Origin of the sequence: Micromonospora sp. URMC 106 (assembly GCF_051386395.1) — a bacterium.
Lineage (GTDB): Bacteria > Actinomycetota > Actinomycetes > Mycobacteriales > Micromonosporaceae > Micromonospora.
In genome coordinates, this window is sequence record NZ_JBPQTP010000112.1 from 1 (window position 1) to 22218 (window position 22218).

The following is a 22218-nucleotide window of genomic DNA, read 5'->3' on the forward strand; positions in this document are numbered from 1 at the left end:
GACCGGGCCGGTCCGCTGCTTGCGCGGGCCGGCCCGGTCGGCGTGGCGGGCTCAGTACCGGTAGTGCTCCGGCTTGAACGGACCCTCGACGGAGACGCCGAGGTAGGCGGCCTGCTCCTTGGTGAGCGTGCTCAGCTTCGCGCCGAGCGCCTCCAGGTGCAGCCGGGCGACCTTCTCGTCCAGGTGCTTCGGCAGCACGTAGACCCCGATCGGGTATTCCTCGGTCTTCGTGAACAGCTCGATCTGGGCGATCGTCTGGTTGGCGAAGGAGTTCGACATCACGAAGCTCGGGTGGCCGGTGGCGTTGCCCAGGTTCAGCAGGCGGCCCTCCGACAGCACGATGATCGCGTGCCCGTCGGCGAACTTCCAGAGGTCGACCTGCGGCTTGATGTTGATCCGCTCCACGTCGGACCGCTTCGCCAGGCCGGCCATGTCGATCTCGTTGTCGAAGTGACCGATGTTGCCGACGATCGCCTGGTGCTTCATCCGGGCCATGTGCTCGTTGGTGATGACGTCGAAGCAGCCGGTGGCGGTGATGAAGATGTCCGCCTGCTCGACCACGTCGTCCAGGGTGGCGACCTGGTAGCCGTCCATCGCCGCCTGGAGGGCGCAGATCGGGTCGACCTCGGTCACCACGACCCGCGCGCCCTGGCCGCGCAGCGACTCGGCGCAGCCCTTGCCGACGTCGCCGTAGCCGAGCACGACCGCCATCTTGCCGCCGATCAGCACGTCGGTGGCGCGGTTGATGCCGTCGATGAGCGAGTGGCGGCAGCCGTACTTGTTGTCGAACTTGCTCTTCGTCACCGAGTCGTTGACGTTGATGGCGGGGAAGAGCAGGGTGCCGGCGCGGTGCATCTCGTAGAGCCGGTGCACGCCGGTGGTGGTCTCCTCGGTCACGCCCTTGATGCCGGCGGCGATCCGGGTCCACCGCTGGCCGTCCTCGGCGAGCGAGCGGTGCAGCAGGCCGAGGATGACCGCGTACTCCTCGGAGTCGGCGGACTCGACCGGCGGGACGGCCCCGGCCTTCTCGAACTCGACGCCCTTGTGCACCAGCAGGGTGGCGTCGCCGCCGTCGTCGAGGATCATGTTCGGGCCCTGCCCGTCGGGCCAGGTGAGCACCTGCTCGGTGCACCACCAGTACTCCTGGAGGCTCTCGCCCTTCCAGGCGTAGACCGGGACGCCGGCCGGGGCCTCCGGGGTGCCGTCCGGCCCGACCACGATCGCGGCGGCGGCGTGGTCCTGGGTGGAGAAGATGTTGCAGGACGCCCAGCGGACCTGCGCGCCGAGCGCGACCAGGGTCTCGATCAGGACGGCGGTCTGGATGGTCATGTGCAGCGACCCGGTGATCCGGGCGCCAGCGAGCGGCTGGGCGTCGGCGAACTCACGACGGATCGCCATCAGGCCGGGCATCTCGTGCTCGGCGAGCTGGATCTCCTTGCGCCCGAACTCGGCGAGCGACAGATCCGCCACCTTGTAGTCGCCCTCGGCGAGGGTGCTCGGCCGGGCCTCGGACGGCGTTCCGCTGGCGGACGCCGGGAGGGTGCTGGTCATGGAAGCTCCTGTCGGACGATGTGCTGCGCGACCCTCCACCTTACGCGCGCGGGCCGATGCCGAAGGGACCGGCCGGTGAAGAGAGCAGGAAGACAGAAGCGGACAGCGCACGGGGCGGTCGGTCGTGAACGGACTTGCCGTCCACCAGCCGCCCGCCCCGTGCATCCCCCCGGTTTGGATCCCTCGCGCGCGTTCTCGGACCGTCGTCGCGATAACGCTGCGTACTCATAGAGTCACACTGCGCCAATCGCACGTCAAGCGATTCCGGGAAAGTCGGACTTGCCCCGGTCGACGCCGCCGGCCCAGCGCAGGCCGCCGGCTCAGCACAGGCCGCCGGCTCAGCGCAGGCCGCAGCTCGCGACGTACGCCTCGCCCGTGCCCGCCAGGCGCAGCGGCCCGGCGGCGGCCGTGCCGACCGCGGCCCGCCCCGGCCCGAGCGTCACCGGACCGGCCCCGTCGTCCACCGAGAGCTCGCCGGCGCCGCACAGCACCACCCGCGGCCCCGGCACCGGCAGCGTCACCTCCGGCAGCGCCGCGCCCACCGTCACCCGGTGCAGCGCGAAGTCGTCCACCGGCACCGGCCAGGTGACCACCCCGGGGGCGACCTCCAGCGGCGGCACCACCGGATCGCGCAGCACCTCGAAGCGCAGCACCCGCAGCAGCTCGTCGACATCCACCCGCTTCGGCGTCAGCCCGCCGCGCAGCACGTTGTCGCTGGCCGCCATGATCTCCACGCCGGTGCCTCGCAGGTAGGCGTGCAGGTTGCCGGCCGGCATCCAGATCGCCTCCCCGGGCGCCAGCCGCACCCGGTTGAGCAGCATCGCCACCAGCACCCCCGGGTCGCCCGGGTAGGCGGCGGCCAGGTCCCGGGCCAGCTCCGCGTCCGGCCCCGCGACCGGCGCCGCCGCCACGGCCGCCACCAGCGCGTCGCGCCCGTCGGCAGGCCAGGTCAGCAGCAGCCGTACGGCGTCGCGCAGCCCCGCCGGGCCGGTGCGCAACGCCGCCAGCACCGGCTCCAGCCCGGGTACGCCGAAGCCGGCGAGCGTCTGCGCCGAGGCGACCGGGTCGCGGAACCCGCAGAGCGCCTCCATCGACGAGAGCGCGACCAGCAGTTCCGGCTTGTGGTACGGGTCGACGTAGTTGCGCTGCCCGTCCGGGCGGTCGGCGTCGGCGGCGTGCCCGGCGCGGGCCTGCTCGGCGTCCGGGTGCGCCTGCAGGCTCAGCGGGGCGTCCGCGGCGAGCACCTTGAGCAGGAACGGCAGCCGGGTGCCGAACCGGCCGACCACCCGCTCGCCGAGCCAGTGGTCCGGCTCGGCGAGCAGCAGGTCGGTCAGGCTGACCCGGCCGCCGTCGCGGTCGACCATGGCCGGGGCGCCGGGGTGGGCGCCCAGCCACAGCTCGGCCTCCGGGCCGTCGCTCGGCACCGGCCGGCCCTGCAGCCGGGCGATCGCCGAGCGGGACCCCCAGGCGTAGTCCCGGATCGGTCCGTGGAGCAGTTCCACCCGTTAGCTCCCGGGCCGCCCGGCGGCCTCGCCCGGCTCGGAGCCCGGCACGGCGGTGTGCGCCGCGCTTCCGGTGCCGGCCCGCTCGGCGGCGGCGCTGTAGATGTCCGGTTCCAGGTAGATCACCCGGGCGGTCGGCACGGCCGCGCGGATCCGGGCCTCGACGGTGTTGATGCTCCGCGCCAGCACCTCGGCGTTCTCGCAGGCCGGCGCGGCGACCTTCGCGGCCACCATCAGCTCCTCGGGGCCGAGGTAGAGCGTCTTCATGTGGATGATCCGCTCGAACTCGGGGCCGTCGGTGACCGCCTTCTCGATGGCGGCGACGTCGTGCGCCTCGGCGCCCTCACCGAGCAGCAGGCTCTTGGTCTCGATGGCCAGGATGATCGCGATGGCCACCAGCAGCACGCCGATCGCCGCGGTGCCGGCGGCGTCCCACTCACCCTTGCCCGTGATCAGGGTCATGCCGACGCCGAGGAGCGCGAGGACCAGGCCGACCAGGGCGCCCAGGTCCTCCAGCAGCACCACCGGCAGCTCGGGCGCCTTGGCCCGCCGGACGAAGTGCACCCAGGACTGGTTGCCCCGGACGAGGTTGGACTCCTTGATGGCCGTGCGGAAGGAGAACGTCTCCATGATGATCGCGACCACCAGCACGGTGACCGGCACCCACTGCCACTTGTCGATCGCGTGCGGGTCGGACCACTTGTGCCAGGCCTCGTAGAGCGCGAAGAGACCACCGACGCTGAACAGCACGATCGACACGATGAACGCGTAGACGTAGCGCTCGCGGCCGTAGCCGAAGGGGTGCTGCGGGGTGGCCGCCCGCTTGGCGCGCTTGCCGCCGAGCAGCAGCAGCCCCTGGTTGCCGGAGTCGGCGACCGAGTGGATCGACTCGGCCAGCATCGACGACGACCCGGTCAGCAGGAACGCGACGAACTTGGTGACGGCGATGCCGACGTTGGCCAGCAGCGCGGCGACGATCGCCTTCGTCCCGCCGTTGGCGCTCACGCCGTCGCTCCGGTCCGTCGCGCGGCGCCACCGGCCACCGGCGTACCGCGCCGCCCGACCCGTTCCCTGCTATCGCTCACTGGTTTGCCAGCTCCTTCATCTCGGTGATGGCCGGTACGGCCATCGGGTCCAGTCCGTGTGCCAGGGCGAGGTAGACCGAGGCGAAGTCCGGCACGGCGACCAGCGAGGCGAGCCGCTCCAGCGCGGAGCCGCCCTCGGCGGTCACCACGTCGCAGCGCACGCCCCGCCGCTCGGCGAGCGTCTGCACCGCGTCCGCGCGGCGCTCCTCGACGGCGAGCGGCTCGTCGGCGTCGTCCTCGGGGTTCAGCCCGCCGTCGCGCAGCAGCACCAGCCGCAACCGGGTGCCGGCCGGCTCCTCCTCGTCGGGGTCGGCGAAGATGTCCCGCTCCCCCTCGACCAGGCCGCCGAAGACGCCGTCGAGCAGGCCGACCCGCCCGCGCCCGGCCTCGCCCAGCGCCCCGCTGACGACGGGGTAGCGGGCGTTGGCGGACAGGGTGTCGCCGAACCGGCGCGCCGCCACGGTCGCCAGCGGCGACGAGCCCCAGACGATCGGCACCGAGCCGGCCAACCCCAGGGCGAGCGACTTCGCCGGGTTGACGAAGGACTCGGCCGTGGGGCGGCAGCGGTCCGCGTCCGCGTCGAGCCGGGCCGCGGTCTCCGCCAGATCCGCCTCGTTGACCTTCACCAGGCCGAGCGTACGGGCGGCGAGCAGGACCGGCACGGTGAGCGCCCAGAGGCTGGCCCGGGCCGGGGCGCGCCGGGGCACCGGGATGAACGGCGCCCGGGCCCGCTCGGCCACCGACTGCAACTGCGAGTCGGGCGCGCCGACGGCGACGAGCCGGGCGCCCCGCCGGTGCGCGGCCTCGGCGGCGCCCAGCGCCTCGGGGCTGCGGCCGGAGGCGCTGACGGCGATGACCACGTCGGCGGCGCCCACCCAGCCGGGCACGCCGGCGCTGCGGTGCGGGATGACCGGCACCGGGCAGCGCGGCCCGGCGACCGTGGCGAGCACGTCACCCGTGCGCCCGGCGGTGCCGATGCCGGCGATGACGACCGCGCGGGGCCGGCCCTCGTCGGCGAGCACCTGGAGGTTGGCCTCGGCGGCCAGGGCGGCCGACTCGCGGACCTGCGCCCCGGCGGAGGCGGTGTGCCGCAGCATGCCGCCCGGATCGTGCTCGGCGAGCGCGTCCTGGTCGTCGAGCAGGGCCTCGTCGGGCTCGCGTCGGCCGCTGACCCCGGCCGTACCGTCGATCACGACCGCTCCGCGGGGCCGCGCGCCTCGTCCAGCAGCAGCACCGGCACGTCGTCGCGGACCTCGAAGATCCGGCCGCACTCGGTGCAGGTCAGCGTCTGCGCCTCGGCGTCGTAGTCGAGCGGGGCGTGATGCGTGTCCGGACAGGCGAGGATTTCCAGCAACTGCGGGTCCAGGGCCACGGCGCGGCTCCTTCCACGTATGCGGTTTCACCGATCGACGGTGCCGACCGGCGCAGGCGATCTTATCGGCGAACCCGGTCGAGCACCTCGTCACGGAGGGCGGTCATCCGCTCCCGCGTCGGGGCCTCGACGTTGAGCCGCAGCAGCGGCTCGGTGTTGGAAGCGCGCAGGTTGAACCACGCGCCGTCCGGGAAGCGCAGCGTGAGCCCGTCCAGCTCGTCGGCCTCGGCCTGCGGGTACGCGGCCCGCACCTCGGCCACCTTGGCGGCCTGGTCGGCCACCGTCGAGTTGATCTCGCCGGAGGCGACGTACCGCTCGTACTCGCCGGCCAGCACGGACAGCGGCAGCGACTGCTCGCCGAGGGCGGCCAGCGTGTGCATCGCGGCGAGCATCCCGGTGTCGGCGAACCAGAAGTCCCGGAAGTAGTAGTGGGCGGAGTGCTCGCCGCCGAAGATGGCGTTGGTCCGGGCCATCTCCGCCTTGATGAAGGAGTGCCCGACCCGGGCGACGACCGGCTCGCCGCCGTGCTCGCGGATGATCTCCGGCACGGCGCTGGAGGTGATCAGGTTGTGGATCACCGTCGAGCCGGGGTGCTTCGCCAGCTCGCGGGCCGCCACCAGGGCGGTGATCGCCGACGGCGAGACCGGCTCGCCGCGCTCGTCCACCACGAAGCAGCGGTCGGCGTCGCCGTCGAACGCCAGACCGATCTCGGCGCCGTGCTCGAGGACCGCGCGCTGCAGGTCGACGAGGTTCGCCGGGTCCAGCGGGTTGGCCTCGTGGTTGGGGAACGTGCCGTCCAATTCGAAGTAGAGCGGCACGATCTCCAGCGGCAGCGCCGGCAGGGCGGCGTCGCCGAGCACCGTCGGGACGGTGTAGCCGCCCATGCCGTTGCCGGCGTCGACGACCACCTTCAGCGGGCGGATGCCGGAGAGGTCGACCAGTTCCCGCAGGTACGCCGCGTAGTCGGCCAGCAGGTCGCGCCGCTCGGCCGGCGCGGCCGGCTCGCCGGCCGGGCGGGCCTCGCCCTTGTCCAGCAGGGCCTGGGCCCGGTCGCGGATCTCGGCCAGCCCGCTGTCCTGCCCGATCGGGCGGGCGCCGGAGCGGCACATCTTGATGCCGTTGTACTGCGCCGGGTTGTGGCTGGCGGTGAACATCGCGCCGGGCAGGCCGAGCGAGCCGGAGGCGTAGTAGAGCATGTCCGTCGAGGCGAGCCCCAGCTCGATCACCGAGCGCCCCTCGGCGCGGACGCCGGCCGCGAAGGCGGCCGCCAGACCGGGGCCGGTGGCGCGCATGTCGTGCGCGATGAGCACCGCGTCGCCGGCCTCGCCGTGAGCGCTCAGCACCTGCGTGAAGGCCGCGCCGAGAGCCTCGGCGGTGCGCTCGTCCCACTGGTCCGGCACCGTCCCACGGACGTCGTAGGCCTTCACGATCTGGGACAGATCAGACACCGGTCTCGCTCCTTGCGCCGCAGGTCGTCAACGGCCTGAGCGTATCGGAGGGGCGCCGGGCGGCCCGGCTCAGCCGGGGAGCCGGGGCATGAGCACCGTGTGGTCGCCGCCGCCGGTCTCCGGGGGCGGGTCGCCGGGCCGCCCGGAGGCGGGCGGAGCCGACGTCGGCCGGCCGTACTGCCCCGGGGCGGGCGGCGACGACGTCGGGCTCCCGGGCGGGGCGGACACCGGCGGCGGGGTCGACCCGCCGGGCACCACCTGGGTGGCCTCCGGGCCCGGGCGGCTGCCGTACACGCCGCCGGCCGGACGCGGCGCGGGCGCGCCCCCGTAGACGCCGGGGGTGGGCGGCTGCTGGCCGTACACCTGGCCGGACGGGATGGGGGCGGCGGCCGGGCCCTGCGCGGAGCGGTAGGTGGTGCCACCGGGGTTGCGCGGCAGCGGGACGTGGGTCAGGTCGTCGGCGGGCTCCTTGTCGGCCCGCGAGCGGCGGAACAGCAGGACGATGAGCAGGATCCCGACGGCGACCATGGCGATGCCGAAGAACATGATCATCGAGCCGCCGGAGGACTGTTCCTCGGCGGCGTTGACGGCGGCGCCGCCGCCCTGGCCGGCGAGGGCCGCCACGGTCGCCCCCGCCTCGGCGCCTCCCGATGCGGTGGCGACCGCGCTCGGGGTGGGCGACGGCTTCTTCGAGGGCGTCGGGGACGGCGAGGCGGTGGCCCGGCCGCCGACCACCCGGGACGCCTCGGCGCCCCGACCGAGCAGCCGCCCGAGCGCGTTGCTGGCCTCGCCGGTGACCGTCAGCCGGCCGTTCGGCGCGCCGGCGGCGAACGCCACCCGGTAGCGCACCGTGATGCTCTTGCCCTTGCACAGCCGCGGGTTCGCCGGCGAGGTGGCCGGGGTGGCCACGCTGCCCCCGCCACCGGAGAGCGACACGGGGAACCAGTGGCCGCCCACGTTGACCTGGGCCCTGACCTGATCGGCGCGCAGGCCGCCCAGGCGCAGCCCCAGGGCGGTACGCAGCAGCACGCAGCCGTCGCTGCGCCTGCGCACCTCGATCGAGACGCCCTCGGCGGAACCGCCGGCGGTGAAGCTGCCGGCCGACCGCACCCGGACCGAGTCGGCGGCGAGCGCCGGCGTCGCGCCGAGCGCCACCAGGCCGCCCAGCAACGCGCAGACCGTCGCGAGCCGCGCCACGTGCCGACGTACCGCCATGATCACCTCGCCGTTCCTCCCCCGACGGGGGTCCGCCGGTAGGCTACTACCGCGCCCGGGTGGGGCCCGGTCATTGAGCGCTCCGGATGTGCGCCGTATTACCCCCGTGGTGGCGCCACGGCACCTGTCCCGACGGGCGGGCTGGTCCGGGCGGGGTCGCACCTCGCCACCAGCCTCAGCGGGCCGGGCCGGCTCCTCGTCGGTGCGCCGGCGGAGGCGGCTCGCGGCGTCGGTCCGGCGCGGCGGCGGCCAGCGCGTCGCGGCAGAGCCGGTCGGCGGTACGGGTGGTCTCCGGCAGCCGGTAGCGCGGCGTCAACGCCAGCACCCGGGCGGTCGCGTTGTCGAGGCTCATCCGGTTGCCGACGCTGACGAAGACCGGCTTCACGCCGTCCCGGGTGCGCAGCACCCGACCCACCACCTCGTCCCCGTCGCGCAGCGGCGTCCACGCCCCGCGCCGGTCCGCCGGCGGCGCCCACGCGCCGAGCAGCGGCGTCTTGCCGACACCGATCGCCGGCAGGCCGGTCACCACGCCCAGGTGGCAGGCCAACCCGAACCGGCGCGGGTGGGCCAGCCCGTGCCCGTCGCAGACCAGCACCTCCGGGCGTACGGTCAGCCGGTCGAGCGCGTCGAGCAGCGCGGGCAACTCGCGGAACGCGAAGAGCCCCGGGACGTAGTCGAAGGCGGGCCGGCCCACGCTGACCGCCGAGTCGACCACCGCGAGGGTCCGGGCGTCCAGCACCGTCACGGCCGCCGCGAGGCGATCACCGCTCTCGGCGTACGCGACATCCAGGCCGGCCACCGTCGCGGGCTCGGCCGGCCCCGGCCCGACGAGGTCGACCAGCGGCCGCAGCCGTTCCTGTACGGCCAGCGCCTCCGCCACGCTCCCCGGCGGGCCCACCCGCGCACCCACCACTCCAGACATGCCGTCCTGCGCCGCCCCCGATCCGTCGGTCGTCACGACTGGCCGGCAAACCGCTGGGCACGCGGCTGGCCGGTGCCGAAGGCAAGGACGAATGTGACGCCGATACCGATGCCCAAGCCGACGCCGGCGGCGCCGTCCAGTGCGACCAGGCCGGTGACCAGACCGAGCATGATGCCGACCGGCCACGCCCAGGGGTTGGGCTGTCCGGCGCCGGACCGCTCCCGCACGTTGTCTGATTCAGCCATTTCGCCATGCTATTCCGGCTTCACAAGCCATCCTGCCGGGCGAACGGTCGTGGGTCGACTGGCCGACGTGGCCGTCGACCAGGCTCGTGCTAGCTGCGCTACTCGGCCAGCGAAGGATCGGCGGCAGGATCACCTGCTCGCTGAAGCTCCTCCTCGAACATCACGAAGGTCTTGCGCCTGATGCCGCGAACCAACGCCAGTTCCTTTGTAGTCAACTGACGCCTCTCGGCCTTGGCATTTTCCACGATGGCCTTGACCGTCTCGTACAGCGCGAAAACCGGCCCCTCGCCCCGTAGGTAGCGGCCGCGGTCATGCTCCGTCCAGTCGATGAAGGAGTCCACCGTCAATGAACTTATCTCTCCGCCAACAGCGAACAGAATCTCTTCAATCAGGTCATCGGCGGGCTCCCACCCACCCGTGTCATGCGACAGCCGCCAAGCCTTGATACCGCCATCAGGAGTGTCGACCAATTTGACGGGCGACTTGTAATAGCTGAAGTAGGCCGGCAGCACCAACCCGGGCATCTCGGTCATCCTAGCGGGCCTCCGCCCAATGTCGTCTGCAGCGCCTGCCAAAAATATCGCTGTTCCTCTTTGAGAACACCGTTCCAGACAGCGCGTTCCACCTGCGACATGGTACGGCCCTGATCTTTGGCCACCGCCTTTAGGTCCCGCCGGACTTCGTACAAGGCATGCTCCCAGGCGGCTACGTCGTCCAAGGCTTGAAGATGCAGGCGGAATTCCGCAATGTGCCCGTTCGACGTCCGCAGCGACATCTGGACATCGCGATAGCCACTTGATTGAGGGGAGATGAAACGGTCTTCGAATTCGACAATCTCCACGCCAACATATCCGCGAAGCACTTCAAGCGCCGCGTAGAGATCTGAGAGCGCACGAAAGGCGACCTTCGCGGCAGCAAGGTCGGTCAGCATCGAAACGTCCCCTCGATACTTGGCCACCTTATCCTCTGCCCGTTGTCTGTCCTTCGGCGCGGAGCGGCCATCAGGTACGGCCGGCCCAGAAGATTCGGCAGCCAGGCGTCGCGCGAGAGCGGTAACCTCCCGCTGCGCTTCGACCGCATCGGCATACAACCGGTCAAGGTACTCCGCCTGATACTCGACGTCGTTCTTGCGAGCTACGTCGAACCCGGCCTGGGTAGACCTTTCCGGGCCTGCGGGAAAGAGCGCGCTGATCCTTCGTTGATCGTCCGTGAGAGGCGTTTGGTGAGGCGTAGGCACCGATCCTCTGACGACCGCTTCGGCGCCTCGTACCGCGATGTCGTCAAGCACCGAGCCGAGGACGTCGATCGCCTGTTGGTGGCTGGCCAGGTGATGCAGCGTCACCGGGCGCGCAGTCAGCGAGTTCGCCAACTCCGGCGTAGCGAGGATCATCCGCGCCAGGTCCGGCTGTTGCACCAACTGCCGCACGAGGGTCTCGGCGAGCATCGGCTCACCCCGGGGCGGATCTCGCCAGGTGTCATCCAGCATGCGCTGCACGCGCGGCTCCGCGAACAGCCGCGCCACGTCCGTGGCGGCCGGCTCGTCGAGGTCAGGTACGAGTCGCCGGAGTGCCGGCGCATCGAGCCCGGCCGCCACCTCGGCCGGGGTCGCGCCGGCGGCGAACACCCGCTCCAGGTCCGGCGCGTCGGCCAGGACGGCGCTCGCGGGAATGCCGTTCGCCACCCGCTCCGCCTGTGCGCGTTCCCGTGCGGCCCGCAACTCTTCCCGCGGGACATCGCTCCGGCCGGGTGGCGATTCTGGCTCACCGAACTGCGCTGAGGACCCCTCCGGCGTCGGCCCGACGGGCGGGGCCGCGCCGGGGCCGTCGAGCAGGTACATGCGGTTGAGGTACGGCTCGCCGTACCCCTGGTCGGTCTCGACGGGCGGGTGGTCCGGCAGGTCGGGTCGCTCGCTGAACCGGCCGCGCCGCAGCCCGGCCAGTGGCATCGGTCTGGCGTCCGGGCCGAGCACCAGGACCTCGATGTCGACGGCGTTGTACGGGTGTGAGGTGCCCCGGTGCCGGTACAGGGGCGCGTCGGACACGACTCCGGTCTGCGGGTCGAGGTAGAGCACCGTGCCGTGCTGGTTGAGGGCGACCCAGATGTGGGATCCGCCCTGCTCCCAGGTGTTGACGACGAAGGCGAAGCTGCCGTGTCCTCCGATGCGGAGTTGGTCGTGCAGGTTGCGGTAGCCGGCGTCGACGGTCCGCTGCCGCTCGGCGCCCTGGACGTCGTCCGCCGGCTGGCAGAGGCGTTGGAAGCGCCCGCCCGTGACGTCCTCGATCCGCCCCGTGCCGCCCCGCTCACCGTTGATGGGGCGCGTGACGTCGCCGGAGAGGTAGGCGTCGAAGGTGCGGGGAGCGGCCACCCGGGGCCGACCGTGCATCCAGGTGTCGAACAACGACAGGGTGCAGTCGATGCAGTTGATGGCACGCGTCGGGTCGGCCTGCGGGCCACCGTCGTTCACCAGCCCGAACCAGCCGCCGAGTCGCGGGTCGGCGGTGCGCCTGACGCTCCCGTCAGGCTCGCGCGGCACCTGCCGTTCGATGTCGGTCTGGTGCAGTGCCAGCGGTGGACGCAGACCGCCGGGCTGGCCGTAGTTCCGCGACCGGTCGATCGGCGGCGGATGGTCGTCTCCCGTCAGCGCCGAACGGTCGGCGGTCTCCACGGCGCCGCGTGCCAGGTCGCCGACGTCGTCGTTGATCCGGCGGAAGTCCGCGGGGTCGGCGACCCCCACGACTGACGGCACGACGCTGCCCGCCAGTACGGCTTCCGCGTGGTCGAGGCACTGCCCGTACGCTCGCGTCTCGTCGTTCGCTGCCCACTGCCACCTGTCAGCCTGGCGCGCCTGGCCCGTGCGGTGCAGGTGAAGCGCGTGAGCCGCGAAGTCCCGCGCCCTCTGGTGGTGCTCCTCCGCGCGAGCCCTGAGCCGCGCAGCCTCGTCGAAGCGGCGCTTGTCCTCGAACCACGCCCGCTGCGACTCGTAGTAGCCGCGATAGCGACGTCGCTCGAACGCCTCCTGGTCGAGCGCCCACCTTGCCGCGTACCACTCGGGGGCCCTGACCCGGGGAACGGTCGAGTCATCCCGACCGGCCGCTGCCGGCGTGTCGGTGTCGACGGGAGGACCCGGCATGGGTGCCAGGGCGCCGAGCGCGGGCAGCCGGGTGGGCGGTGCCGGCTGCGGATGTGCCGGCGCCGCTGCGGCGGCGGCTCCTCGTGCGGTGGCGGCTTCGGGGCTGGCGACCGACGGGACGTGGCCCGCGACCGGGCCGGGGGTAACCAACGCTCTCGGCTCAGCAAGCGAGGCGGGGGCCGACCCGACCGTCACGGCGCCCCCGCCTGCGCCGGGCCCGCCTGTCGAGGCCGCCACCGGCGCGTTCGACGGGCCAGCGGCGCTCGGGACGTTCCCGGGACCGGCGCCGCTCGGGACGTTCCCGGAAGCCGTTGTCTGGACGTCCACCCCGGCCGAGATGCCCCCGTTGGCAGGGAGAGGCGCCACCGCCGTGACCGACGAGAGCGTCGGACTGAGTGCGGGCTCCAGCGGCGCGGACCCGGTGGCGTCGACGGTCGCGGCGACCCGTTCGTTTTCGGGGGCAGTCACGGGCTGGGTCGTGTCACCGGCCCGGGCAGCGGTCGTCGTCGCGGGCCCGATCGGCTCCGGCTTCCCCTCCGCCGATGCCCGGGGCGCCGGCACCGCCTCAACACCGGTCGCACCTCGCTGACCCTCGCCCGGCGCGCTGCTCGCCCCTGAACCGTGCGTCGACGGCTCGGCTCCCGCGCCGGACACGGCAACGGTGGGCGCAGCCGCTGCCGGCACACCAGGAGGCGTCGAGAAGCCGTCAGGTCCTGTCGACGGCAGCGACATCCCGGCGAGGGCGCTCATCTGCCCGTCGAGCCGGGCCTGCAGCGCCGCGTCGGCCTGCGCGGTGGCGGAGCCACGGGCACCGGACACGGCCGCGCGGGCCGCGTCCTCCACCGAGGTCAGCCCTTGCCCGGTGGCGAGACTCGCGGCCTGCTCGGCCATCACCTCGCCGGTCATCTCGCGGCCGACGTGCTCCCCGATGCGGGCCCCCCGCCCGGTGGCGTGTCGACCGAGGCCGGCCAGCGGCGCCACCGCCCCGCCGGCCAGGCCGCCGACCGCCGTCGTGCCCAGCTCCGTCAGGTCCAGCCCGTGCCGTCGGCCGGTCGAGTTCTGGTATGCCTGGGTGGCGAGGTTGATGCCGCTCTCCTCGGCCGCCTCGGACAGGCCACCCAGCGCCGCGCGCCGGCCCACGCCCCGCACACCACCCCTGGTGACCTCCTTCGCCGCCCGCTCGCCGGCCTCCTTGAGCCCCTGCTTGAGCGACCTGCGGGCCAGTTGCGCCATCAGCCGCCTGAAGATCTGCTGCACGATCAGCCGGGTGGCGGTGATCGCCGCCCCGGCGGCGGGCGAGGCCGCGCCGGCGGTGAGCACCGTCGCGACCGCCAGCGACAGCAGCTCGATCACCAGGATGCCCAGCTCGATCCAGACCTCGAGCTTGGCACCCTCGATGTCGCAGCCGCACTCCTCCACCAGCCGGCCCAGCTCGGTGCTGACGGCGAGCAGCACGGGCAGCGGCGCCTCGTCGCCCTCCGCCACCCGGCGCCAGGCGGTGTCGAACGCGGCGGAGACCGCCCCGACGCCGCCGTACCCGCCGCGCACCTCTCCCGCGGCCGCGACGGCGTCGGCGTGCGGCCCGGCCAGCGCGGCGGCCACCGCGTACCACTGGTCGGCCAGCTCCCAGACGGCGCGCTCGTTCCCCTCCGGCCACTCGACGCCGACCACCCAGTCGAGGGCCTCGTAGACCCAGCCCGGCAGATCCCAGGGCGAGTAGTCGAGCGGGTGCGGGATGGGGCTCGGCAACAGACTCATCCGGGTCTCCTCCGCGGATCAGCGCTGCTGGTGCCGGTCACCGACGCGGTCGAGCCGACCCGCGCTCGCCGCGTCCGTGCGCAGGTTGGCGTCGACGGACCGGACCACGTCGGCGCCCAGCCCGTCGAGGTGTCGGCCGACGCCCTCCCACACGCGCAGCACCAGCTCCTCGAAGCCCCGGTACTTCTGCTCGAAGGCGGCCCCGATGTCGTCCTTCCCCCACGGCCGGGACGCGCTCGCCGCCGCGATCGCGCCGCCCACCTCGCGTCGCCGCGCGGTGACGGCCTGACCGGCAAGCGAGAGGTCGGTGCCGCCGCGCCGGGCGCGCTGCGGGTCGAGCCAGAGCTGCCCGTCCATCACTCGCCCCGGCGCAGCGCCGAGTCCGCCCGGCCCAGCAACGAGCCGAAGTCACCCGTACGCAGGAAGTCGACCGCGCCGGAGCCGGCGGGCAGATAGCCGGCCACCAGCTCCTGCGTGGCGGACGCGGCCGCCGCGCCGGCCCGGTGGACGGTGGTGGTGATCTTCCGGCTCAACGCCTTCGCGTCCCGGTCGTGGTAGACGGACGGGTGCAGCTCCACCGAGATCAGGTCGCCGCGGGCCCCGACGGTGGCGGTCACCTGACCGTCGTCGGAGCGCTCGGTCACCCGCAGCTCGGCGAGCCGTGTCTGCAACTCGTCCAAACCGGACCGAAGCCGCTGGTAGTCCCCGTACACCTCGTCGAACCGCGCCCGCAGCGCACGATTGGCGTCCCGGTCCACGCTCTCGGCCAACGCCACCCTCCCCGGTTACCGTCGGTAGGGCGAACCATACCGGGCGCCACGATTTCCGTGGGGTCCGGTAGTTTCAGGCGCGTGATCGATCGCCACCAGGCCGAGCAGCTCGCCGTCGTGTGGGCCCGCCGCGACTCACAGCGCCTGGGACACGAGTGCCGGCCGGCGGTCGACGAGTTCGACCTCGGCTACGTGATCACGTCCACAGTGTCCGTCGAGGCGCGGACGGTGCCGGGCGAGCTGCCGACCACCGTGGTGGACAAGGAGACCGGCGAGGTGACCACCTGGCCGCGCGTCCCGGTCGAGGTCGTCGAGCAGATGTACCGCCGGAGCCGGCCGGAAGGCCCGGGGGCGCCGCGCACGGTCGACCCGGTGAGCCAACTGCTCCGCGAGATCCATCGGCTCCCCACTCCCGGCACGGCGGCGCACCTGACCGTCGAGGGCCGGCTGTTCCGCGCGCAGGGCGCCAAGGGCGACGTCGAACTGAACCACCACCCGCTGGTCCGCGCCCGTCTGGAGGAGATGCCCGCCGGGCACCTGGTGCGCGGCTGCCACCGGCACGCCGAGCTGATCGTCGTTTCGGACGTCCTGCACGAATACGACCACCGCCGCGCCGCCGAGGGCATCGCCCCGCTGGGCATGGCCGACGCGAAGGATCTCCTGCAGAGCGCCCGGTTCGAAATCTTCCGGGTGCGCGAGGCGGGGGATCCGCACGGCGGTCCCGCCGACCGCCCCTGCGACTCGTGCGTCGACCTGCTCGTGGAGTTCAACCTCCTGCCCTGGTCCGACCGGGCCTTCACGATGCCGTGGCAGCCGGATCCGCAGCCGGATCCCGACCCGGGCCGCTTCCCGCCCGAGGTCGCGCAGGCACTCGTCGCGGCCGGTTGGCGGCCCCACTTCGGGGACGAGGTCGTCGCGATGTCCGCCATCAGGGACGTGAGCGCGGTCCGGGGCAGCACGTCCACGCACGCCGACTTCCCGGCGGCCCTGGCGACGCTCACCGCCTTCCCCAGCCTGGTGGGCGCCCGGCGTGGCCCCGGCGAACAGGTGTGGATTTCCCGGTTCGACATCCGCCCACGTCAGGTCGCCCACACCGCCGACACCCTGGCCGACTTCGCCGCCGTCCTCGGGGCGCGGCTCTTCCCCATCGGCACCGAACGGCAGGAGAGCATCCTCGCCGTCGACGAGCGGGGCCGGGTGTTCGCGTTGGACCAGGCGGGCGAGTGGTTCCTCGGCGAGGACATCGACGCCGCCCTGACCACCCTGCTGCTCGGCCGCGCCCCCGCCCGCGTCCGCGACGACGGCACCTGGTGAGCTACAACGTCACCCCGGTCAGCACCATGACCCGCGGGTCGGTGTAGTCCTCCATCGCGCTGCGCAGTCCCTCGCGTCCGACGCCGCTGCCCTTCACCCCGCCGTACGGCATCTGGTCGGCCCGGTACGACGGCACGTCGCCGACGATCACCCCGCCGACCTCCAGGGCGCGGTGCGCGGCGAAGGCGACGTCCAGACGATGCGTGAAGACGCCCGCCTGGAGTCCGTACGCCGAGTCGTTGACCGCGGCGAACGCGGCCTGGTCGTGCTCGACGCGGGCGACCACCAGCACCGGCCCGAAGACCTCCTCGGCGCTGACCCGGGCGTCCGCCGGCACCCCGGTGAGCACGGTCGGCGGGTAGGTGGCGCCCTCGCGCCGGCCGCCCACCTCGATGGCGGCGCCGGCCGTGACCGCCTCGTCCACCCACGCCTCGACCCGGCGGGCGGCCTCCTCCGACACCAGCGGGCCCACGTCCGTCAGCTCGTCCGACGGGTCGCCCGTGCGCAGCTCCTGCACGGCCGCCACCAGCCGGGGCAGGAACGCGTCGTAGAGCCACTCGTGCACGTAGACCCGCTGCACCGCGATGCAGGACTGCCCGGCCTGGTAGTTGGCGAACGTCGCGATGCGGTGCGCGGCGAAGGTCAGGTCCTCGTCGGTGTTCCAGTCCTCGCAGATCACGGCGGCGGCGTTGCCGCCCAGTTCCAGGGTGACGTGCTTGTCGGGCACGGACCGGCGGATCGCCGCGCCGACGGGGCCGGAGCCGGTGAACGACACCACCGGCAGCCGGGGGTCGGCGACCAGTTCGGCGGCGCGCTCGTTGGGCAGCGGCAGCACCGAGAACATCCCCTCCGGCAGGTCGGTCTCGGCGAGCAGTTCGCCGAGCAGCAGCGCCGACAGCGGGGTGGCCGGCGCGGGCTTGACGACGATCGGGGCGCCGACCGCGATCGCCGGGGCGACCTTGTGCGCGACGAGGTTGAGCGGGAAGTTGAACGGCGTGATGCCGAGCACCGGCCCCTTCGGCGCCCGCCGGACCAGCGCGATCCGGCCGGTGGCGGCCGGGTCGGTGTCGAGGCGTTGCAGCTCGCCGGAGAAGCGCCGCGCCTCCTCGGCCGCCCAGCGAAAGGTGGAGACCGCCCGGCCGACCTCGGCCCGCGCCCACTTGAGCGGCTTGCCGTTCTCGGCGGTGATCAGGCGGGTGACCTCCTCGGCCCGCTCGGCGAGCCGCCGGGACACGTGGTCCAGGGCCGCGGCGCGGGCGTGCGCGGGCAGGGCCGCGGCCGCCGCGGCCACCCCGGCGGCTGCCGCGACGGCCGCTTCGACCTGGTCGGCGGTGGCGAGGGTGGTACGACCGGCAGCGCGCCCGTCGTACGGGTGGTGGACGGTCAGTTCGCCCTCGCCGTGGGCGGGGCGGGAGGCGACATAGAACGCTGCGGGCTCCACAAGGAGCAGCGTAGACGACCCACCCGTCCACGGAAACAGTCGCCTTAACCCTTGTCTGCCGCGAATTCAGTAGCCAAGATGGCAGTCACATTGCGATAACCGCCGCAGACCGCACCCCTTCCGGAGTGAGCCCGTCATGAGCGACCAGCAGCAGCTGCGCAACTTCGTCAACGGCGACTACGTCGAGCCGACCGATGGCGGCTACGCCGACCTGATCGACCCGTGCACCGGCGAGGTCTTCGCGCAGGCCCCGGTCTCGGGGCCGGCGGACGTGGACGCGGCGATGAGGGCCGCCGCCGACGCCTTCGAGGGCTGGCGGGACACGACCCCGGCCGAGCGGCAGAAGGCGCTGCTGAGGCTCGCCGACGCGGTCGAGGCGCGGGCCGGCGAACTGGTCGACGCGGAGGTACGCAACACCGGCAAGCCGCGTCAGCTCACCGCCGACGAGGAGCTGCCGCCGTCGGTCGACCAGTTCCGCTTCTTCGCCGGGGCGGCCCGGATGCTGGAGGGGCGCTCGGCCGGCGAGTACATGGCGGGGCACACGTCGTACGTGCGGCGCGAGCCGATCGGCGTCTGCGCCCAGGTCACCCCGTGGAACTACCCGCTGATGATGGCGGTCTGGAAGATCGCCCCGGCGCTCGCGGCCGGCAACACGGTGGTGCTGAAGCCGTCGGACACCACGCCGGTGTCGACGCTGCTGCTGGCCGAGATCGCGTCGGAGTTCTTCCCGCCGGGCGTGTTCAACGTGGTCTGCGGCGACCGGGACACCGGTCGTACCCTCGTGTCGCACCCGACCCCGCAGCTCGTGTCGATCACCGGCTCGACCCGCGCGGGCATGGAGGTCGCCTCCGCCGCGGCCCCCGACCTCAAGCGGACCCACCTGGAGCTGGGCGGCAAGGCCCCGGTGGTGCTCTTCGACGACGCCGACGTGGCGGCGGCGGCCGAGGCGATCGCGGTCGGCGGCTACTTCAACGCCGGGCAGGACTGCACGGCGGCGACGCGGGTACTCGCCGGCCCCGGCATCCACGACGACTTCGTGGCGGCGCTGGCCGAGCAGGCCCGCAACACGAAGACCGGCGCGCCGGACGACGCGGACGTGCTCTACGGCCCGCTGAACAACGCCAACCAGCTCGCCCGGGTCAGCGGCTTCGTCGACCGGCTCCCCGACCACGCCTCCGTCGAGACCGGCGGTTCCCGGCTCGGCGAGCGCGGCTACTTCTACGCCCCGACGGTCGTCAGCGGGCTGCGCCAGTCCGACGAGATCATCCAGGACGAGGTGTTCGGGCCGGTCATCACCGTGCAGCGCTTCTCCGACGAGGACGAGGCGGTGCGCTGGGCCAACGGCGTCGACTACGGCCTGTCGGCCTCGGTGTGGACGAAGGACCACGGCCGGGCGATGCGGATGACCCGCCGGCTGGACTTCGGCTGCGTCTGGGTGAACACGCACATCCCGTTCGTCTCGGAGATGCCGCACGGCGGCTTCAAGCACTCCGGCCACGGCAAGGACCTCTCGGTCTACAGCCTGGAGGACTACACCCGGATCAAGCACGTCATGCACAACATCGAGGGCTGACCCATGGCATCGTCCGAGGAGTTGCACAAGCGGCGGGGCGTCGCGGTCGCCCGGGGCGTCGGCAGCGTCGTCCCGTCCTACGTGGACCGCGCGTCGGGCGGCACGATCACTGACGTCGACGGCCGGGAGTGGATCGACTTCGCCGCCGGCATCGCGGTCACCAACGTCGGCAACTCCGCGCCGCGCGTCGTCGAGGCGGTGCGGGCACAGGTGGAGCGCTTCACCCACACCTGCTTCATGGTCGCCCCCTACGAGTCGTACGTGGCGGTCTGCGAGCAGCTCAACGCGCTCACGCCCGGCACGTTCGAGAAGCGGTCGGCGCTGTTCAACTCCGGCGCCGAGGCGGTGGAGAACGCGGTGAAGATCGCCCGGCACGCCACCGGGCGGCCGGCGGTGGTGGTGTTCGACCACGCGTACCACGGCCGGACCAACCTGACCATGGCGCTGACCGCGAAGAACATGCCGTACAAGCACCGGTTCGGGCCGTTCGCCGGAGAGGTCTACCGGGTGCCGATGTCGTACCCGCTGCGCGACGGGGGCCTTTCCGGCGCCGAGGCGGCGGCCCGCGCGATCGAGACGGTCGAGAAGCAGGTCGGCGCGGAGAACGTGGCGGCGCTGCTGATCGAGCCGATCCAGGGCGAGGGCGGGTTCGTCGTGCCGGCGCCCGGTTTCCTGCCGGCGCTGCGCGACTGGGCGACCTCCACCGGGGTGGTGTTCGTCGCCGACGAGATCCAGACCGGCTTCTGCCGCACCGGCGACTGGTTCGCCTGTCAGCACGAGGGCGTCGAGCCGGATCTGGTCACCCTGGCCAAGGGCATCGCCGGCGGGCTGCCACTGGCCGCGGTCACCGGCCGGGCCGAGCTGATGGACGCGGTGCACGTCGGTGGCCTCGGCGGCACGTACGGCGGCAACCCGGTCGCCTGCGCGGCGGCGCTCGCGTCGATCGAGACCATGCACGAGCTGGACCTGGCCGCGGCGGCCCGCCGCATCGGCGCGGCGATGACGGCGCGCCTGCGGGCGGTCGCCGAGCGGGACCCGCGCGTCGCCGAGGTGCGCGGCCGGGGCGCGATGCTCGCCGTGGAGATCGTCCGCCCCGGCACGCTCACCCCCGACCCGGCCGCCACGGCGGCGGTGTCGGCGGCCTGTCACGCCGCCGGCCTGCTCACCCTCACCTGCGGCACGTACGGCAACGTGCTGCGCTTCCTGCCGCCGCTGGTGATCTCCGACGCCGACCTGCACCGGGGGTTGGACATCCTGGACGAGGCGTTCCGCGGCTGACGGCGCGGCCACCCGGCTCGCGCCCCAGCTCACCACCATCGTTTGCCCCCGCGGCGAGGGGCCCTTCCCCGTCACCGGGAGCACGGCACGTTCACGGGTACGCAGATCTTGACCTGAAGTCGGGTTCAGCTCCTAGCCTCGCGGTCAGCGAACGAAGGAAGATCCCGTTACGTATCTGGTGATCGGCGCGACCGGCAGGGTGTCCGCGCCGCCGTGGTCGACGAGGCCGACGTGGGCGCGGTCGCCGCGGAGGGTGCTCACCGGCGAGGGGCACGCCGGACAGGTCAACACGCTCACCGGCCCGGAGGCGCTCACCCCGAGGCAGCGGCTCGCCGCCATCGCCGCCGCGCTCGGCCGCGAGCTGCGCTTCGTCGAGCTGACCGAGCAGCAGGCCCGCGACCGGTGGCGGCAGGCGGGCTACGCCGACGAGCTGATCGACCTGCTCGCGTCCTGGCAGGGCAACCCACCCCCATCGCATACACGGTCACGGCCACCGTCGAGCGGTTGCTCGACCGCCCACCGCGCACCTTCGCCGCCTGGGCTCACACCCACGCCCAGCCTTCCGCTGACCCCCATCCCAAGTCCCCGGCCTTCCCGCTCCCCTCGCCGCGATCTTGCACTTCCTGCCCCCGAAATGCCCGTGTCGTACCGAACAGTCCGGGCAGGAAGTGCAAGATCGGTAGAAACGGCGGGGCGGGGCGGGGTCAGGAGAGAGCGGCGCGGATGGTGGCGACGATGTGGGCGGGACGCGAGTACAGGTCGCGGTCGGTGAAGTAGCGCATCCGCCAGCCGTTCACGTCCAGCCAGTTCATCCGTTCACGGTCGTACCGGAGTTGATCACGTCCGAGGTGTGACACCCCGTCGTACTCGATGCCGATCCTGCGCTTCCGGTAGCCCCGGTCCAGCCGGTAGCGGGGAATGCCGTCACCGTCGTGCACCCACAGTTGGGGCTCCGGCGCCGGCAGCCGCCCGTCGAGCAGGATCAGTCGCAGCTGGCTCTCCTGCCGGCACTCCGCTCGACCGTCTGCCAGCGGTACGAGGTCTCGGGCCTGCCGCACGCCGCGGAGTCTCCGATGAGCCGCGGCCTCCGCCAAGAGCTCGTCCGGACCGACCGCTCCCGATCGGATGGCGGCGTCGAGCACGGGCAGGGCGTCCAGTCGCCGAACGGTACGCGCCAGGTCGACGGCGCATCGGGCCGCCGGCACACAGGGCAGCCCACGGACGACGACGGGCTGCGCGGGAAGCACCGAATGGTGGACGACCAGTCCCGGCAGCCGGGGCCTGGGCACCGTCGCGGGCAGCTGGACGTGGACGAGATCCTCCCGCAGCACGCCGAAGCCGTACCGTTGAGCCGCGCTGTGCCTGGTCAGCATGGCCTCATCGGGCAGGCACAGCATGAGCGCGCGCAGTTCGTCCTCCTCGCCACACGGCTGGTCGCCGTAGACGCCTCTCCGCACCCGTAGCAGTTCCGCCCGGTCGAGTCTGGCGCGAATCCGCTTCACGGTGAGGTCCCGCATCAGTTCGTCGACACGCCACAGCTGAGTAGACATACGCACAGGATCGGAAGAAACCCCACCGACACCCGCCCCTCACACCACCCCCTGTGGACAACTC

Annotated in this window: 18 protein-coding genes; 3 read left to right on the forward strand and 15 right to left on the reverse strand. The window is 73.1% G+C overall.

All coding sequences use genetic code 11. The features are described from left to right. Positions 1–51: 51 nt before the first annotated feature. The 13 genes from ahcY to ACSNOB_RS26365 form a co-directional block, all read right to left on the reverse strand. Positions 52–1551, reverse strand: coding sequence for an adenosylhomocysteinase (gene ahcY, locus ACSNOB_RS26305; protein WP_436689333.1), 1500 nt, complete (start codon positions 1549–1551; stop codon positions 52–54). Between the two features lie 338 nt (positions 1552–1889). Next, positions 1890–3053: a mannose-6-phosphate isomerase, class I gene (manA, locus tag ACSNOB_RS26310; protein WP_436689335.1), complete on the reverse strand. Its 1164-nt coding sequence runs from the start codon at positions 3051–3053 to the stop codon at positions 1890–1892. A gap of 3 nt (positions 3054–3056) precedes the next feature. Continuing rightward, on the reverse strand, positions 3057–4058 hold the full coding sequence (locus ACSNOB_RS26315) for a cation diffusion facilitator family transporter (protein ID WP_436689337.1): 1002 nt from the start codon (positions 4056–4058) through the stop codon (positions 3057–3059). Positions 4059–4134: 76 nt separating this feature from the next. Further along, complete coding sequence (locus ACSNOB_RS26320) at positions 4135–5331, reverse strand: SIS domain-containing protein (protein ID WP_393112667.1); 1197 nt, start codon at positions 5329–5331, stop codon at positions 4135–4137. Beyond that, complete coding sequence (locus tag ACSNOB_RS26325; RefSeq protein WP_091097439.1) at positions 5328–5510, reverse strand: Trm112 family protein; 183 nt, start codon at positions 5508–5510, stop codon at positions 5328–5330. The genes ACSNOB_RS26320 and ACSNOB_RS26325 overlap by 4 nt, the downstream gene beginning before the upstream one ends. Before the next feature lie 62 nt (positions 5511–5572). Further along, positions 5573–6958, reverse strand: a complete 1386-nt coding sequence (locus ACSNOB_RS26330; protein ID WP_436689340.1) for a phosphomannomutase/phosphoglucomutase — start codon at positions 6956–6958, stop codon at positions 5573–5575. Positions 6959–7027: 69 nt separating this feature from the next. Beyond that, entirely contained in the window at positions 7028–8173 is a 1146-nt protein-coding gene (locus ACSNOB_RS26335; protein ID WP_436689361.1) for a hypothetical protein, read from the reverse strand. A gap of 175 nt (positions 8174–8348) precedes the next feature. After that, positions 8349–9095, reverse strand: a complete 747-nt coding sequence (locus ACSNOB_RS26340; protein WP_436689342.1) for an endonuclease V — start codon at positions 9093–9095, stop codon at positions 8349–8351. Positions 9096–9127: 32 nt separating this feature from the next. Continuing rightward, complete coding sequence (locus ACSNOB_RS26345) at positions 9128–9340, reverse strand: hypothetical protein (RefSeq protein ID WP_436689344.1); 213 nt, start codon at positions 9338–9340, stop codon at positions 9128–9130. 98 nt (positions 9341–9438) lie between these two features. Then, positions 9439–9873: a hypothetical protein gene (locus ACSNOB_RS26350; protein WP_436689345.1), complete on the reverse strand. Its 435-nt coding sequence runs from the start codon at positions 9871–9873 to the stop codon at positions 9439–9441. After that, a complete protein-coding gene (locus tag ACSNOB_RS26355) occupies positions 9870–14228 on the reverse strand; it encodes a toxin glutamine deamidase domain-containing protein (protein WP_436689347.1) in 4359 nt (1452 codons plus the stop codon). The genes ACSNOB_RS26350 and ACSNOB_RS26355 overlap by 4 nt, the downstream gene beginning before the upstream one ends. Positions 14229–14246: 18 nt before the next feature. Next, a complete protein-coding gene (locus ACSNOB_RS26360; protein ID WP_436689349.1) occupies positions 14247–14585 on the reverse strand; it encodes a hypothetical protein in 339 nt (112 codons plus the stop codon). Next, positions 14585–15004, reverse strand: coding sequence for a YbaB/EbfC family nucleoid-associated protein (locus ACSNOB_RS26365; RefSeq protein ID WP_393112678.1), 420 nt, complete (start codon positions 15002–15004; stop codon positions 14585–14587). The genes ACSNOB_RS26360 and ACSNOB_RS26365 overlap by 1 nt, the downstream gene beginning before the upstream one ends. A gap of 75 nt (positions 15005–15079) precedes the next feature. Between ACSNOB_RS26365 and ACSNOB_RS26370 the strand changes: the two genes are divergently transcribed. Next, a complete protein-coding gene (locus ACSNOB_RS26370) occupies positions 15080–16312 on the forward strand; it encodes an SUKH-3 domain-containing protein (protein ID WP_436689351.1) in 1233 nt (410 codons plus the stop codon). Position 16313: 1 nt separating this feature from the next. Here ACSNOB_RS26370 and ACSNOB_RS26375 read toward each other — a convergent pair whose 3' ends face one another. Further along, entirely contained in the window at positions 16314–17753 is a 1440-nt protein-coding gene (locus ACSNOB_RS26375) for an aldehyde dehydrogenase family protein (RefSeq protein ID WP_436689353.1), read from the reverse strand. A 136-nt stretch (positions 17754–17889) separates the two neighbouring features. Between ACSNOB_RS26375 and ACSNOB_RS26380 the strand changes: the two genes are divergently transcribed. Both ACSNOB_RS26380 and gabT read left to right on the forward strand, forming a co-directional pair. Further along, a complete protein-coding gene (locus tag ACSNOB_RS26380; protein ID WP_436689355.1) occupies positions 17890–19326 on the forward strand; it encodes a gamma-aminobutyraldehyde dehydrogenase in 1437 nt (478 codons plus the stop codon). Between the two features lie 3 nt (positions 19327–19329). Next, positions 19330–20604 carry a 4-aminobutyrate--2-oxoglutarate transaminase gene (gene gabT, locus ACSNOB_RS26385; protein WP_436689357.1) on the forward strand — a complete coding sequence of 425 codons (1275 nt, stop codon included), beginning with the start codon at positions 19330–19332 and terminating at the stop codon, positions 20602–20604. A 704-nt stretch (positions 20605–21308) separates the two neighbouring features. Here the strand turns inward: gabT and ACSNOB_RS26390 are convergent. Beyond that, a complete protein-coding gene (locus ACSNOB_RS26390; protein WP_436689359.1) occupies positions 21309–22154 on the reverse strand; it encodes an endonuclease domain-containing protein in 846 nt (281 codons plus the stop codon). Positions 22155–22218 lie beyond the last annotated feature (64 nt).